Here is a 13,662-nt window from a genome sequence, read left to right as displayed (position 1 = left end):
ATTTTTCAAGAACGATATTAGCGATTTTCACGTGTTCCATTGGTTCTCTATCGAATGTTGACGCGATAACTTCTCCACGAACACTTAACACCAATATTTCCTCAAGAAAAATTCAATATTGCAGGCAAGCAAGCAAGTACTTCTACACGAATTATCGACCTTTTTTCTCCAATAGGAAAAGGACAACGTGGAATGATTGTTGCGCAACCCAAAACGGGTAAAACAATGTTGTTAAAAGACATTGCCAATGCTATTGCTGCCAATCATCCAGAAGTGTATTTAATTGTTTTATTGATAGACGAACGACCAGAAGAAGTTACCGATATGCAACGTAGTGTTCGTGGAGAAGTTATCGCGTCAACATTCGATAGAGAACCAATGGAACACGTGAAAATCGCTAATATCGTTCTTGAAAAATCTAAACGTTTGGTAGAATGTGGTCATGATGTAGTAATTCTTTTAGACTCAATTACACGTTTGGCAAGAGCATACAATACCGTTCAACCTGCTTCTGGAAAAGTACTTTCTGGTGGAGTTGATGCCAATGCATTGCAAAAACCAAAACGTTTTTTCGGTGCGGCTCGTAATGTAGAAAATGGTGGTTCACTAAGTATAATTGCAACAGCATTAACCGAAACTGGTTCTAAAATGGACGAAGTAATCTTCGAAGAATTTAAAGGAACTGGAAATATGGAATTGCAATTAGACAGAAAAATTGCCAACCGTAGAATTTTCCCAGCTATCGATTTGACCTCTTCAAGTACGCGTCGCGACGATTTATTATTGGATCCAAATACACTAAAACGCATGTGGATTCTCCGTAAATTCTTAGCCGACATGAACCCAGTAGAAGCAATGGATACCATAAACGATAAAATTAAAAAGACTAGAAATAACGAAGAGTTTTTGATTTCTATGAATGATTAATTTTAATTTCTTATAAAATTTAACCGAGCAGCAATGTTCGGTTTTTTTATTTTTAGAAGCGAATGGCTTGGGCATTTTTGGTTTCCATTTTCCTGCTATCCATTGCAATCTTTTATCAATTACCTTGGGTTTAAACCCAAGGCAATTGATAAAAGGATTTTCATTACTATCAGGGCTAGTTAGTAATCTTTAAAAAACTAAATTCAGTTTTCAAAAGATATTTTCCAAATAAAAAAGCCATTCCAATAAAGGAACAGCTTCTGTAATTTATTTAAAAAACTTTGCGACTTAGCGTCTCCGTGGCAAATTACTCCTTAGCAGCCAAATATCTTTCAGCATCCAAAGCAGCCATACAACCAGTTCCTGCAGCAGTAATTGCTTGTCTGTAAACATGATCAGCTGCATCACCACCAACAAAAACTCCAGCAACATTGGTTTTAGTCGTTCCAGAAATATTTACAATGTAACCAGTTTCGTCTAGTGTTAAGTAGTCTTTAAAAATATCAGTATTTGGTTTGTGTCCAATCGCTACGAAAAATCCAGTTGCAGGAATATCTTTTAATTCTCCAGTAACTCTATTTTTTACACGCACACTGTTTACTACTTGACCGTCGCCAATAACTTCATCTGTTTCAGTGTTTAATAAAATCTCAATGTTTTCAGTTTTTTGAACACGTTCTGCCATAATTTTAGAAGCTCTAAATTGTTCACTTCTTACCAACATGGTAACCTTTTTACATAATTTAGATAGATAATGCGCTTCTTCACAAGCCGAATCTCCGGCGCCAACAATTACAACTTCTTGATTTCTATAGAAAAATCCGTCGCAAACGGCACAAGCAGAAACGCCACCACCAGTTTGTAAATAATGTTGCTCAGATGGTAAACCAAGATATTTTGCAGAAGCACCAGTAGAAATAATTACTGTTTCACAATGAATTTCTTTTGTATCATTAATCCATACTTTATGAATAGCACCAGAGAAATCTACTTTTGTAGCCCAACCATCACGAACATCAGTACCAAATCGTTGAGCTTGCTCTTGAAGTTGTACCATCATTTCTGGTCCAGTCACACCATCAGGATATCCGGGAAAATTTTCTACTTCATTTGTTGTTGTTAATTGTCCACCAGGTTGCGTTCCTTGGTATAAAACCGGATTCATATTAGCTCTGGCTGCATAAATTGCTGCTGTATATCCAGCTGGACCAGAACCTATTATAAGACATTTTACTTTTTCTATTGCGTCAGACATAATTTGTTTGTTTTTAAGAATTGCAAAGGTAAGTTTTTATTAAAATAGTTTAATAGAAACTCATTGACAAAAATCTATTTAGTTATAAATTCAATTTATTGTATATAAAAAAAGCTGAACTTTTTAAAGTTCAGCTTTTTGTCGGGGTGGCAGGATTCGAACCTGCGGCCTCCTGCTCCCAAAGCAGGCGCGATAACCGGGCTACGCTACACCCCGAAATTTTGTTACAAATTCCGAGTGCAAATATATAACAATAATCAACTTTTCAAAGACTAAACAAAATAATTTTCAAAAAAATTATTTTGTTGGTTTTTTCATTAAAATGGCGCTATCAACAAAACGCTTTAATTCTATTTTTTGATCACCAAATAATTGAATTTCCGATTTTCCTGAGGCTTCTATAATTATACTTGTATCGACTAAAATACTTACTTTCGAATATAATTCTGCAGTTAGTTCTGCTGTTTTAGTGATTAATTTTTTACCTTCAAATGCCGCATTGTTGTCAAGTCGAAGTTTTAAACTGTCTATATCACCTTCAACAACAGCATCAGTTTTTTGATACATATCAAATGTTAGTTCTTTAGAAGTGATTAAAGCTTTAAGTTTTGCATTTTTACTTAGAGTAATGTTTGTCTTTTCTGCTTTAGAATTTAATTCTGCTTTCGATTTATCATCCATTAAAATGGTTATGTTTTTGGATTTAGAATTTAAAAACAAGTTAGATTCATCATAACTTTTAAAAGTAACCGAATCTAATTCTACATTGGCAAGCGCAGTAATTGAAGCTTCATTTCGTGCAATTACAGATTTAAAATCATCTGTATAAGTAATTCTGATGCTTAATTTTTTATAGCCAAATGCACTTTTTAAAGTTGATAATTTTAATGTAGATCCGTTTAAAACTATATCTATTGCGTCATGAAGGTTGTCGTCGGCTTCAATTTCTAATCCGCATTGAGTTCCTTTTACTAGAAAAACTTCTAAATTATCTAAAACTTCAAGGGCTTCAAAATTTTCTATTTTTTTTATTTCTGTTGTAACAATTTTAGAACCTTTTACTTTTTCTTTCTTTTGAGAAAAGGCTGATGAACTTATAAGGACTAATGCAAGTAGTAATATTGATTTTTTCATTCTTATTTTAATTTGATGTCAAATTTATAAAAAGCTTTGTTAAAAGAATTATAAAATACTTCTTATTATTTTACGCGAACACTCCATTCAAAATCCATTTCCGAGACTTGATCGCCTTTTTCATCAACACCAATAGATTTTAACCAAAGCGTTTCTCCTTGGCCAGTCGCAATTGTTTTTTGTATTGCCGCCTCTATTAAATGACCATCATTGCATGTAAAAGTTATCCTGCCTTTTGCTTTTTTTGTAAAACTACCTTTATTGTTGGCTACTAACATGGATATATTTTTGCCACTTTTTTTTATTTGATACATTACTAGAGCTCCAGTTGTAAGTTCGGCTGCCATTGCTTGCACTGCAAAGTACATCGAGTTAAACGGATTTTGATTTAGCCATCTATGTTTAACCGTAGCTTCACATTTTAGTGGAGAAATTGTTTTTACTCTTACACCACACCAAAAAGCAGAAGGTAATTTAAAGAATAAAAAAGTGTTTAATTTAGCAGGTGAAAATTCCATGAAGTATTGATTTTGTTGTAAATATACAAAAAATACTATGCATTCATACTAAAACTCATTTGTTAAAAAAACGTTAAATTTAAGTACTTTGTAATACATGATACCTTTTTTTGGTTGTATCTTTGTATAAGAAATTAATAGTCTATATATAGTATTATTGATTTTGGGTTTCAATCATCAATTTTAAATCAAACAAAATGATCACATCTAACGAAAGAACAATTTCATCATTAACACATTTAAGTGCTTTGACTCAGTATTTTATTCCTTTTGGAAATTTTATTTTTCCAATTATTATTTGGAGTTCAAAGAAGAATGACTCAGAATTTATTGATTACAACGGAAAGCAAGCGTTGAATTTTCAATTGAGTATTTTTCTTTACAGTTTAATATTGTGTTTAATTGCAATTCCAGTAATCATTTATTTGGTACTAAATAATATTGCTTTTAGAACTGCTTTTCATGGATGTGATTTTGAATTTCATGATTTTAATTTTAGTGCTATTTCTGGAAAAATAACTTTAGTAGTTATTGCTGCATTAATCTTTGGATTTCTAAAAGTTATAGAATTTATACTTATAATATATGCCGCTGTAAAAGCAACTAATGGAGAGCGTTACAAATATCCGCTAAGCATTCCGTTTTTTAAATAATATTTAATCATCATCAATCAAAAAATGAATAGTTTAATCAAAAAATCAAAATCGAATTATGAACATTGAAAACACAAAAGCTCAAATGCGTAAAGGTGTTTTAGAATTTTGCATCTTATCTGTTTTAAAAGAAAAAGAAGCCTACACATCTGAAATATTAGACACTTTAAAAAACGCTAAATTGCTTGTAGTAGAGGGAACAGTTTATCCGCTATTGACAAGATTAAAAAACGATGGTTTGCTCAATTATCGCTGGGAAGAATCTACATCTGGACCACCAAGAAAATACTATGAGTTGACTGAATTAGGAAAAACATTTTTAAACGAATTAAACAGTACCTGGACAGAGTTGTCTGACGCTGTAAACATCATAACCAATCAAAAATAACAATCATGAACAAAACAGTAAATATTAATATAGGTGGTTTATTTTTTCACATAGATGAAGATGCATACCAAAAGTTATCAAGATATTTTGACGCAATAAAACGTTCACTTTCTAATTCTTCTGGTAAAGATGAAATCATGAAAGATATCGAAATGCGTGTTGCCGAACTTTTTACAGAAAGACAAAAAAGCGATAAACACGTTATCAATAATAAAGATGTTGATGAAGTTGTTAAAGTTATGGGTCAACCAGAAGACTATAGAATTGACGATGATGCTGAGGAAACAAAAACTTTTAATTATACATCAACTGGTAAAAGAAAATTATACAGAGATAAAGATAGAGGATTAATTGGTGGTGTTTGTACTGGACTTGGACATTATTTTGGAATTGATTCAACTTGGATTAAAATTTTATTTTTAATTTTATTCTTCGGATTTGGAACAGGTCTTATTGCATATTTAGTTTTATGGATTGCCATGCCTAAAGCAATTACAACATCTGAAAAACTTGAAATGACTGGTGCTCCTGTTACTATTTCTAACATTGAAAAAAAAGTTAGAGAAGAGTTTGACAGTGTTTCTGAAAAAATAAAAAATGTAAATTATGACGAATTAGGAAACCGAGTAAAATCAAGTGCAGAATCTGCAGGAAGCAGATTAGGTGATATTTTTACTAGTATTTTTAGTGCCTTTGCAAAAGTCTTGGGAGCAATAATTGTGGTTATTTCATCAATTTCTTTACTAGGAATATGCATTGCATCTATTGTTTTAATGTTTTCATCATCATTGCCAAAAAACACTATAATCAATCACATTAGCACACCAATTGGGTTAGAAACTCCGCTTTGGGCACAAGGAATTTTATTTTTGTTGGCAGCAGGAATTCCAATGTTTTTCTTCTTGATATTAGGATTGAAATTATTGGTAACTAATTTAAGATCAATAGGAAATATAGCAAAATATAGTTTGCTTGCCGTTTGGATTATTGCAGTTGGAATATTGATTTCACTGGGAATAAATGAAGCCACTCAAATTGCTTATGATGGAAAAGAGGTAAAAAAGGAAACTATCAATTTGACTCCAAATGACACTCTTTTTATTAAAATGAAAAACAATGATTTTTATTCTAAAGATAATTACCGTCATTCAGATTTTGAATTAACGCAAGATGAAAATAATAATGAAGTAATTTATTCAAACAATGTAACTATTGAAGTTTTAAAAACTGATGAAGTTGCTCCTTATATTCAAGTTGAAAAATTAGCAGTAGGAAAAACAGCAGACGAAGCTAAAAAACGTGCAGAAAAAATTAAATACAGTTATAAAATTGTAGGAAATCAATTAATCCTTGATAACTATTTGTTGACTGAAGTGGCAAATAAATTTAGAAATCAAAGTGTAGAATTGTTCTTGTATTTACCTAAAGGAACGATTTTAAAAGTAGATGAAACAGTTCAAAACTTTGATAGATCTGACGACGATTTTTTTAATATCCACTTTAGTTCAGGTAAATACGTTTATAAAGTAGGCGAATCTCAAGTAAAATGTTTAAATTGTCCTGCCGATGAAAATGAATATGGCGATGTTGAAACAGAAGATGTAAATGTAACTCAAGATAACGATTCGATTAAAACAATTTCAGTAAAAGTAAACGGAAAAGAAGTTATTCAAACTACTAAAGGAAAACCAGGAAGTTTAACAATTGACGAACACGGAATAATCATTAAAACTAATTAATCATGATAAAATTTATAGTTTTTTGTACAAAATTTTTAATTGCAGCTATTGTTGCATTATTGTTCACCTCTTGCAATCAAGTTTTTAATGGAATAAAAGGAGACGGAAATGTTCAAACTGAAAAAAGAACTATAACCGAAAAATTCACTAAAATATCGGTAAGTCGCGGATTGGAAGTACTTGTAGAGCAAGGAAATGAAGTTGCTGTAGAAGTAGAGGCAGATCAAAATTTATTAAGTCACATTACTACAAAAGTTGAAAACGGAACTTTAATTGTAACCTCTGACGATAATATTTATAGTTCAGAATCTCAAATTGTAAGAGTAAAAATGCCAACAATTGAAGGATTAGAAACTACAAGCGCTTCTAACATTAGCTCTAAAAATGTATTGAAAGGACTATCTTTAAATGTAAAATCTAGCAGCGGAAGTGAGATTACTATAAATTCCGAATTTGACGAAATATCAAGTGAATCAACAAGCGGAAGTACTATAAAAATACAAGGAAAAGCGCTAAAATATACCACAGCATCTTCTAGCGGAAGCGAAATTGATGCGAAAGATTTGTTGGTTAATGAGGTAATTGCTCAATCAACAAGCGGAAGTTCAATAGATGTTCACCCAATTGTTAGCCTAAATGCAAAAGCATCAAGTGGCGCATCAGTAGATTATGTTGGAACTCCAAAAACCATTGTAAAAGAAGAAACTTCTGGCGGAAGCGTTTCTAGCCATTAGAATTATTTATTGTTTAGTTGTATTAAAATCCCAATGTGAGTTGGGATTTTTTTTATGATTTACTGTTTTTACCATTTTTGTATTGAACTTTCTCTACAATTTCAATTTTTTTGGTAGGTTTTTTATCTTTAAAATTTGGTTTTGAATCTGGTTTTTTCTTGAAATCGGTTTTAGGTTTGAAATCTTTTTTTGGACTTCCTTCAGATTTTGTAAATTCTTTTGGTTTTGCTTCTTGTTTATGAATAGCAATTACATCCATCGGATTTTTTGGACTTTCTTTCGTTCCACGTAAATGAATTACCAATCCATTTAGGAAATTACGGAGTACTTGATCACCACATTCCATATAATTTTCATGTTTTTCATCACGAAAAAATGCACCTAGTTCTGATTTTGTCATTCTAAAATCTACCAATTGTAGAATTTCAACTATTTGGTCATCACGAAGCATTAATGCTACTCGTAGTTTTTTGAAGATATCGTTATTTGTCATTTTATAAATTTATAATTAGTGGTTTACAATTTGTTTTTAAAAGCAAACTATTAACAATTAAAAAAGCCAAAGATACGCCTTTTTAAATCCTTCACGCCATAATTTTTCGTTGTGTTGACCGCCATCAACGATGATTTTTTTATTTAACATTTTGCAACTGCATCGTTTGGTGTTGACTTGATATTCCATTGCGTTTAAATCGCGAATCATATCATCATCGCCTTCGTTGTTGCCGCATAAAAAATAAATTTTTGTTTTAAAGGTTTTAGTTTTTTTCATTAACTCAAAAATTTCTTTTCTATTGAACCAAAAAGAGGGTGAAAAACATCCAATTTTTCCAAAAACCTCAGGGTATTTTAGAGCACCATAAAATGAAACCAAACCACCAAGCGAACTTCCAAAAAGTGCTGTGTTGCTAGCATTTGTTTTAGTTTTATAATTTTTATCAACGTAAGGTTTTAAAGTTTTTACAATAAAATCAAGATAATTATCGGCATTTCCACCTCCGTATTTTTCATTTTTAAATGGTGTTAATTCTTCCATTCTTTTTTCATTTCCATGTTCAATTCCTATTATAATTACTTGAGCATTTATACTATCTAAAGTTTCATCAATATTCCATTCGCCTACAAATGAAGTTTTTGTATCAAATAAATTTTGGGCATCGTGCATATAAATTACAGGAAATTTCTTAGTTGAAGCGCCATAATTCTTTGGAAGATATACCCAAATTTTCTTTGAAGTTTTCAATTGTGGAGCTTCTATTATAAAAGTAGAAACTTGTTTGCTTGCCGTGCTTTGCTTTGTTATTTCTGCATTTCCTGAGGTGGTTTGTGCAAATATAAACGTATAAAAAAAGAGTGAAAAAACGAAAATTATATTTTTCAAAATGATAAATTTTAATGTTTTATAAATAAATACTAATTTAGCTGAAAATAAAATCAACCTATGCCTACAAAAATACAAAAATTGAGTCTGCTTTCTGATATGATTTCTTTTGCTCAAATAGACGGAAAACTTCACGATAAAGAATATCTTTTTTTATCAATGATTGCTGTACAATTGGGAATTGATAAAGCTACGTTTGATCAGCTTTTTCATCAGGAACTAAGAACTGAAATTATTAAAAATGAGTTTGAACGTATTCAACAATTTTATAGATTGGCTTTGTTGATGCATTGTGACGGCGTTTTACATGAAAAAGAGAATATTGCAATTCATGAAATAGGAATTAATATGGGATTAAACCCTTTTGCAATAAAACGTGTTCTTAAAGCAATGGAACAATCACCAACAAAAATGATTTCTCCCGATTATTTATTGGAAGTTTTTCAGGAGCAATTGAATTAATTTAAATAGGTAAGCTTTAGTTTTTGAGATTATTTATCTAGAATACCAAAGTTCATTATTGATATTTAGCGCATCGATAATTTCTATACAATGTTTAAGTTCTTGATGGGTTTCTTTAATCAAATCAAGTTTTACATCTTTCAAACTCACAGAAATATCATAAGGTTCCATCATATTTGCACCCCAATTGATGGTAAAATACATTTTAGAATCTATAAAAACAAAATTCATATCGTAGTTATACCTTTTTTTGAAATTTAAAATTCGCTCAATCAAAGCTGTAGATAATATGTATCTTGCCTCAATTTGATTGGAACTGTAAACATCAAAAAGACTATTAAACATTGTATTTTCTAGAATAACATCCTCAAGTTTTTGAGTTCTATAGAAATTTCTGTTTTTTTGATATTGATCATAGTTTCCAGTAGTTTCTGTGAAATTAGTTCCATCAAGAATTCCGCCAATATCTAATGACGTTTTTTTCCAAACTTTGGTTAATACTTTCGTTGTTTCTTTAAAATTCTTATTAAAATTAGCAACCATAAACAATCCAGAAACTCTTCCTGTTGTAAATTCACAAAATTCTACCTGTGTATTTCCAACCATTCCCGAAATATAATCTTCGCCAGAATAGCCATTTGAGAAAAGAAAAGTACTATCATAGACTTGCATTTGTTCAAAGTCAAATCTAGAAATGGCTTTCTTAGGATTGTATTCAAATGACGAATTGAATGATTTTATGATTTCACTTATAATTTTTTCTTTAATGGTGAAATAATATTCTTTAGATATTACTTGGTTTTCATCTTGCTTTGTTTTCACTCTCATGAATTTTTTTCGAAACAATAGAATCGGAATCAAAAATCCAGAAACTAAAAGAATTCCTGCAATAATGAACACCAAAAACATAAATATTGGTGTGTCAAAAACCATTGTTAAAAATAAACAACCCAACAATGCAATCACCATTATCACAAAAAAAGCAATAAAACCAACAACTGAAGCGCCAATAAAACCAAAGAACATAGTAAAATTATCCTTTCTGTTTTCTTTAGAATTTCTATTGATTATTGTTGCACCTTCTTGTCTTTTACTCTCTAATTCGTTTAAAAGTGCATCAAACTTTTTTTCGTCAAATATATAATTAGTTTCCATTGAACAACTCTTTTACAGATACAGTTTCTCTTTCTGAAGAACTAATTTCGAACGAAGTTTTTCTTTTTGCGCTCATAAAATTTGCAACAATATTAGAAGGTACTGTTTCAATTGTATTGTTGTATTGCATCACGCTAGCGTTGTAACTTCGTCTTGCTGCCGAAATTTGTTCTTCAATTTCCATTAACGATTGTTGCAAATGAAGCATGTTGGAATTCGATTTTAGATCGGGATAATTTTCTATAGAAACCATAACTTTTCCTAGTAATGAAGTCAATTCGGTATCTTGTTTCATTCTAGCTTCTTCCGTTCCAGATTTATCCATTAAGGAAGATCTTAAAGACACAATTTTACTTAATGTACTTTCTTCAAATTGCATGTATTGTTTAACAGAACTTACTAAATTCGGAATTAAATCATATCTCTTTTTCAATAAAACATCGGTACTTGCAAGTGCATTTTCAACTTGATTTCGTTGTTTGATAATTGAATTATAAGATTTGAAAAACGTATAAACAATAAAAATTAGTAATAATAATGGTATAGTGATCATAGCTTTTTTTTAATTATTGCGAAAATACATAAAAAAAGCCAATCATTATGACTGGCTTTCACTTGTATAATTAGGTTTTACTTATTATTATCAATTACATAATTCAAAACTTTGGTCATCAAATGTACTCTGTCTTTTCCTTGAACATTGTGTTTTGCCATTGGATAAGGAAAGAAATCTACTTGTTTTCCTGCTTCAATAAATTTTTTCACTAACGCTAAATTGTGTTGCATTACCACTGTATCGTCACTTGTACCATGAATTAAAAGTAGTTTTCCTTTAAGGTTGTTTACATAATTTAAAGTGCTTGCTTCGTCAAAACCTTTCTGATTTTCATCTGGCGTATCCATATAACGCTCGCCATACATAATTTCATACCATTTCCAATCGGTAACTGGTCCGCCAGCAACACCAACTTTAAAAGTATCTGGTTTTCTTAGCATTAACGATGTTGTCATGAATCCACCAAAACTCCATCCGTGAACTGCCAAACGATTTCCGTCAACATAAGGTAATGATTTTAAGTATTCTACGCCTTTTAATTGATCGTCCATTTCGTTAACACCCAACCTTCCGTGAATGACACTTTCAAAAGCAAATCCTCTATTATCTGAACCGCGATTGTCAACTGTAAATACCAAATAACCTTGTTCTGCCATCCAATACATCCATAAATTGGCGCCGTCCAAAAACGAATTTGTTACCAATTGTGCATGCGGACCACCATAAACATAAACCAAAACTGGATATTTTTTTGTTGCATCAAAATTACTTGGTTTAATTAATCTTGTAAATAAATCGGTTGTTCCATCGGCAGATTTTATTGTTTTGATTTCTGCGGTTCCCATTTCATAACCTTCATATTTGTTTTTGCTTTCTAACAAAGTCGTTGCTTTCAAATTCTTATTGTACAATAATGATTTTGATGGTGTGGAATGATTAGAATATTCATCAAAAAACCAATTTCCATCTGTAGAAACTATAACATTGTGAACGCCCAAATCTTTAGTAATCAAGGTTTGTTTTCCTTTTAAATCAACTTTGTAAACCAACATATTGGTCCCGATTTCGCCAGTTGCTTTGAAATAAATTTCGGTTCCTGCTGGATTTGATCCAATAATTTCTCTTGCTGGAAATTTATTGTTTGTTAATTGCTTAATCAATTTTCCTTCGATAGAGTAGTAGTATAGGTTTTGGAAACCGTCTTTTTCGCTAAACCAAATAAAATTATTAGAATTGGCATTTGGAAAATAAGCATCGTGCTCTGGTTCTACCCAATTAGAGTTTTTTTCGTTCAAAATTGTTCTAACAAAAACACCAGTGTTTGCATCATAAACATTTAAACTCATATCGTTTTGACCGCGATTTAATTCGGCAATCAAAATATATTTCTCATCTGATGACCAAGAAAGATTGGTTAAATAATCATTTACATTACCACTTTTTGGTGCAATAAAAATTGTTTTTCCTGAAGCTAAATTATAAATTCCAACACTTGGCTTTTCAGATTTTTGGCCAATCATTGGATATTTTAGATTCACCAATTTACCTGGAGTTTCAGTAATATCTAATAATGGATAATCGGCAACTTCGGTTTCATCTTTTTGGTAAAAAGCCAAGTAAGTTGATTTTGGTGACCAAAAAATTCCATTAGAAATTCCAAATTCACTTCTAGAAATTGTTTGTCCTGAAACAATATTTTTATCAGAATTGGAAGTTACAGCAACTTTGTCCTTATTTTTATTAAAGAAGTACAAATTGTTCTCTTCTGTAAAAGCCAAGTTTTCTTTTTTTGAATCAAAAGTTTGATTGTCTGCATTTTCAGAAGCGATTTGAATGTTTTTTCCAGATTTGGAAGTTAACGAATAAGTGAAATATTTGCCATTATCTGATACTAAGATTGTAGTTGCATCAATCCACTGTGTGCCTATGAAATTTTTAAGTTTAGTTCCTAAAGCAGCATTTACATTGGATAAAGTTACTAGTTCAGCAGTTTTTGCATCGGTTGTAGTTGCCGACATCATTTTGCTCCAAGCATCAGTATAATAAACGTATTTGTTTGTGTTTGGAATCCACTGAAAACCAGTTAGTTTATCGGCTCCAAATTTTCTTCCTTGTTGAAGAACTCCGTCTTCTAGCGTGATTTTCTTTAATTGTGCTTGAGTTGAAATCGCAAGAAATAAACTGAAGAACAGTATGATTTTTTTATTCATAATTTTATTTAATAATGGTATCTGCAAGATACGATGATAATGTTATTATTTTGAAAAGTGTAAACTAACCTGTGTTCTGAATCAATTCTTCTAGACCAAAAACCTTGTAGATCGTGTTTTAAACTTTCAGGATTTCCAATTCCTTCTAAAGGAGTTCGTAGACAAGATTTTATTAATTCATTGATTCTTTTAAGTTTTGATTTGTCCTTTTTTTGCCAAAAAAGATAATCTTCCCATGCTTGATTTTGCCAAGAAAGAATCATAATTCAATTAAATCATTTTGAATTAAACCTTTATTTTCTCTAACATCTTTAACAGAATTCAATAAGATTTCTCTGTTTTTTCCCGACAATAAATAGTTGGTTTCATTTAAAGAGTTGTATTCGTCTAGTGAAATTAAAACTAAGTCTTTATTGTCTTTTCGCTTTACTATAATTTCTTCACTATCGTCTGTCACACTGTCCATCCATTTTTTTAGATTTAAACGTAAATCAGTATAATTTATAACTTTCATAGTTTTATTTTTATCAAAAGTAAAAAAAAAATAACT

At 30.8% G+C, this 13,662-nt stretch carries 15 protein-coding genes, 1 tRNA gene and 1 pseudogene; 6 read left to right on the top strand and 11 right to left on the bottom strand.

What is annotated here, in order from left to right; translation table 11 throughout:
* Positions 1-78: 78 nt before the first annotated feature.
* Positions 79-927 (top strand): annotated as a pseudogene (gene rho / locus ACH2CG_RS11435) (transcription termination factor Rho); the annotation flags it as partial.
* A 307-nt stretch (positions 928-1,234) separates the two neighbouring features.
* Here rho and trxB read toward each other — a convergent pair.
* The 4 genes from trxB to ACH2CG_RS11415 form a co-directional block, all read right to left on the bottom strand.
* Entirely contained in the window at positions 1,235-2,182 is a 948-nt protein-coding gene (gene trxB, locus ACH2CG_RS11430; protein ID WP_395065275.1) for a thioredoxin-disulfide reductase, read from the bottom strand.
* A 141-nt stretch (positions 2,183-2,323) separates the two neighbouring features.
* Positions 2,324-2,398: transfer RNA gene (locus tag ACH2CG_RS11425), tRNA-Pro, on the bottom strand.
* 81 nt (positions 2,399-2,479) lie between these two features.
* Positions 2,480-3,316: a GIN domain-containing protein gene (locus ACH2CG_RS11420; protein WP_395065273.1), complete on the bottom strand. Its 837-nt coding sequence runs from the start codon at positions 3,314-3,316 to the stop codon at positions 2,480-2,482.
* A gap of 65 nt (positions 3,317-3,381) precedes the next feature.
* Positions 3,382-3,834: a DUF4442 domain-containing protein gene (locus ACH2CG_RS11415; RefSeq protein WP_395065271.1), complete on the bottom strand. Its 453-nt coding sequence runs from the start codon at positions 3,832-3,834 to the stop codon at positions 3,382-3,384.
* Between the two features lie 197 nt (positions 3,835-4,031).
* On the opposite strand from ACH2CG_RS11415, the gene ACH2CG_RS11410 reads away from it, so the two are divergent.
* From ACH2CG_RS11410 to ACH2CG_RS11395, 4 genes are read left to right on the top strand one after another with little or no spacing between them, the layout of a single operon-like run.
* The gene (locus ACH2CG_RS11410) at positions 4,032-4,487 is read left to right on the top strand and encodes a DUF4870 domain-containing protein (protein ID WP_395065269.1); all 456 of its coding nucleotides are present in this window, start codon (positions 4,032-4,034) and stop codon (positions 4,485-4,487) included.
* Between the two features lie 58 nt (positions 4,488-4,545).
* Positions 4,546-4,875: a PadR family transcriptional regulator gene (locus ACH2CG_RS11405; RefSeq protein ID WP_395065267.1), complete on the top strand. Its 330-nt coding sequence runs from the start codon at positions 4,546-4,548 to the stop codon at positions 4,873-4,875.
* Between the two features lie 5 nt (positions 4,876-4,880).
* Entirely contained in the window at positions 4,881-6,614 is a 1,734-nt protein-coding gene (locus ACH2CG_RS11400; protein WP_395065265.1) for a PspC domain-containing protein, read from the top strand.
* A gap of 2 nt (positions 6,615-6,616) precedes the next feature.
* Complete coding sequence (locus ACH2CG_RS11395) at positions 6,617-7,348, top strand: head GIN domain-containing protein (RefSeq protein ID WP_395065263.1); 732 nt, start codon at positions 6,617-6,619, stop codon at positions 7,346-7,348.
* Positions 7,349-7,400: 52 nt separating this feature from the next.
* Here ACH2CG_RS11395 and ACH2CG_RS11390 read toward each other — a convergent pair whose 3' ends face one another.
* Together ACH2CG_RS11390 and ACH2CG_RS11385 are read right to left on the bottom strand one after the other, a co-directional pair.
* Positions 7,401-7,841 carry a DUF1456 family protein gene (locus ACH2CG_RS11390; protein ID WP_395065261.1) on the bottom strand — a complete coding sequence of 147 codons (441 nt, stop codon included), beginning with the start codon at positions 7,839-7,841 and terminating at the stop codon, positions 7,401-7,403.
* Positions 7,842-7,898: 57 nt separating this feature from the next.
* On the bottom strand, positions 7,899-8,732 hold the full coding sequence (locus ACH2CG_RS11385; RefSeq protein WP_395065278.1) for an alpha/beta hydrolase: 834 nt from the start codon (positions 8,730-8,732) through the stop codon (positions 7,899-7,901).
* Between the two features lie 57 nt (positions 8,733-8,789).
* Between ACH2CG_RS11385 and ACH2CG_RS11380 the strand changes: the two genes are divergently transcribed.
* Complete coding sequence (locus ACH2CG_RS11380; protein WP_395065259.1) at positions 8,790-9,191, top strand: excinuclease ABC subunit B; 402 nt, start codon at positions 8,790-8,792, stop codon at positions 9,189-9,191.
* A gap of 33 nt (positions 9,192-9,224) precedes the next feature.
* On the opposite strand, the gene ACH2CG_RS11375 is transcribed toward ACH2CG_RS11380, so the two are convergent.
* The 5 genes from ACH2CG_RS11375 to ACH2CG_RS11355 form a co-directional block, all read right to left on the bottom strand.
* Complete coding sequence (locus ACH2CG_RS11375; RefSeq protein WP_395065257.1) at positions 9,225-10,346, bottom strand: DUF3137 domain-containing protein; 1,122 nt, start codon at positions 10,344-10,346, stop codon at positions 9,225-9,227.
* On the bottom strand, positions 10,336-10,899 hold the full coding sequence (locus ACH2CG_RS11370) for a LemA family protein (RefSeq protein WP_395065255.1): 564 nt from the start codon (positions 10,897-10,899) through the stop codon (positions 10,336-10,338). The genes ACH2CG_RS11375 and ACH2CG_RS11370 overlap by 11 nt, the downstream gene beginning before the upstream one ends.
* Positions 10,900-10,976: 77 nt before the next feature.
* On the bottom strand, positions 10,977-13,112 hold the full coding sequence (locus tag ACH2CG_RS11365; RefSeq protein WP_395065253.1) for a DPP IV N-terminal domain-containing protein: 2,136 nt from the start codon (positions 13,110-13,112) through the stop codon (positions 10,977-10,979).
* An 8-nt stretch (positions 13,113-13,120) separates the two neighbouring features.
* A complete protein-coding gene (locus ACH2CG_RS11360; RefSeq protein WP_395065251.1) occupies positions 13,121-13,375 on the bottom strand; it encodes a Txe/YoeB family addiction module toxin in 255 nt (84 codons plus the stop codon).
* Complete coding sequence (locus tag ACH2CG_RS11355; RefSeq protein WP_395065249.1) at positions 13,372-13,626, bottom strand: type II toxin-antitoxin system Phd/YefM family antitoxin; 255 nt, start codon at positions 13,624-13,626, stop codon at positions 13,372-13,374. Before ACH2CG_RS11355 ends, ACH2CG_RS11360 begins: the two co-directional genes overlap by 4 nt.
* Between the last annotated feature and the right edge of the window lie 36 nt (positions 13,627-13,662).

Origin of the sequence: Flavobacterium sp., assembly GCF_043778725.1 — a bacterium.
Lineage (GTDB): Bacteria > Bacteroidota > Bacteroidia > Flavobacteriales > Flavobacteriaceae > Flavobacterium.
This window is presented reverse-complemented; position numbering and strand designations above follow the sequence as displayed.

Bases quoted from the DNA above. Each gene is read 5' to 3' on its own strand.
- ACH2CG_RS11355 (WP_395065249.1), bottom strand. From the start codon at position 13,626: ATGAAAGTTATAAATTATACTGATTTACGTTTAAATCTAAAAAAATGG.
- ACH2CG_RS11395 (WP_395065263.1), top strand. From the start codon at position 6,617: ATGATAAAATTTATAGTTTTTTGTACAAAATTTTTAATTGCAGCTATT.
- ACH2CG_RS11415 (WP_395065271.1), bottom strand. From the start codon at position 3,834: ATGGAATTTTCACCTGCTAAATTAAACACTTTTTTATTCTTTAAATTA.
- ACH2CG_RS11390 (WP_395065261.1), bottom strand. From the start codon at position 7,841: ATGACAAATAACGATATCTTCAAAAAACTACGAGTAGCATTAATGCTT.
- ACH2CG_RS11370 (WP_395065255.1), bottom strand. From the start codon at position 10,899: ATGATCACTATACCATTATTATTACTAATTTTTATTGTTTATACGTTT.
- ACH2CG_RS11410 (WP_395065269.1), top strand. From the start codon at position 4,032: ATGATCACATCTAACGAAAGAACAATTTCATCATTAACACATTTAAGT.
- ACH2CG_RS11405 (WP_395065267.1), top strand. From the start codon at position 4,546: ATGAACATTGAAAACACAAAAGCTCAAATGCGTAAAGGTGTTTTAGAA.
- ACH2CG_RS11360 (WP_395065251.1), bottom strand. From the start codon at position 13,375: ATGATTCTTTCTTGGCAAAATCAAGCATGGGAAGATTATCTTTTTTGG.
- trxB (WP_395065275.1), bottom strand. From the start codon at position 2,182: ATGTCTGACGCAATAGAAAAAGTAAAATGTCTTATAATAGGTTCTGGT.
- ACH2CG_RS11365 (WP_395065253.1), bottom strand. From the start codon at position 13,112: ATGAATAAAAAAATCATACTGTTCTTCAGTTTATTTCTTGCGATTTCA.
- ACH2CG_RS11420 (WP_395065273.1), bottom strand. From the start codon at position 3,316: ATGAAAAAATCAATATTACTACTTGCATTAGTCCTTATAAGTTCATCA.
- ACH2CG_RS11400 (WP_395065265.1), top strand. From the start codon at position 4,881: ATGAACAAAACAGTAAATATTAATATAGGTGGTTTATTTTTTCACATA.
- ACH2CG_RS11380 (WP_395065259.1), top strand. From the start codon at position 8,790: ATGCCTACAAAAATACAAAAATTGAGTCTGCTTTCTGATATGATTTCT.
- ACH2CG_RS11375 (WP_395065257.1), bottom strand. From the start codon at position 10,346: ATGGAAACTAATTATATATTTGACGAAAAAAAGTTTGATGCACTTTTA.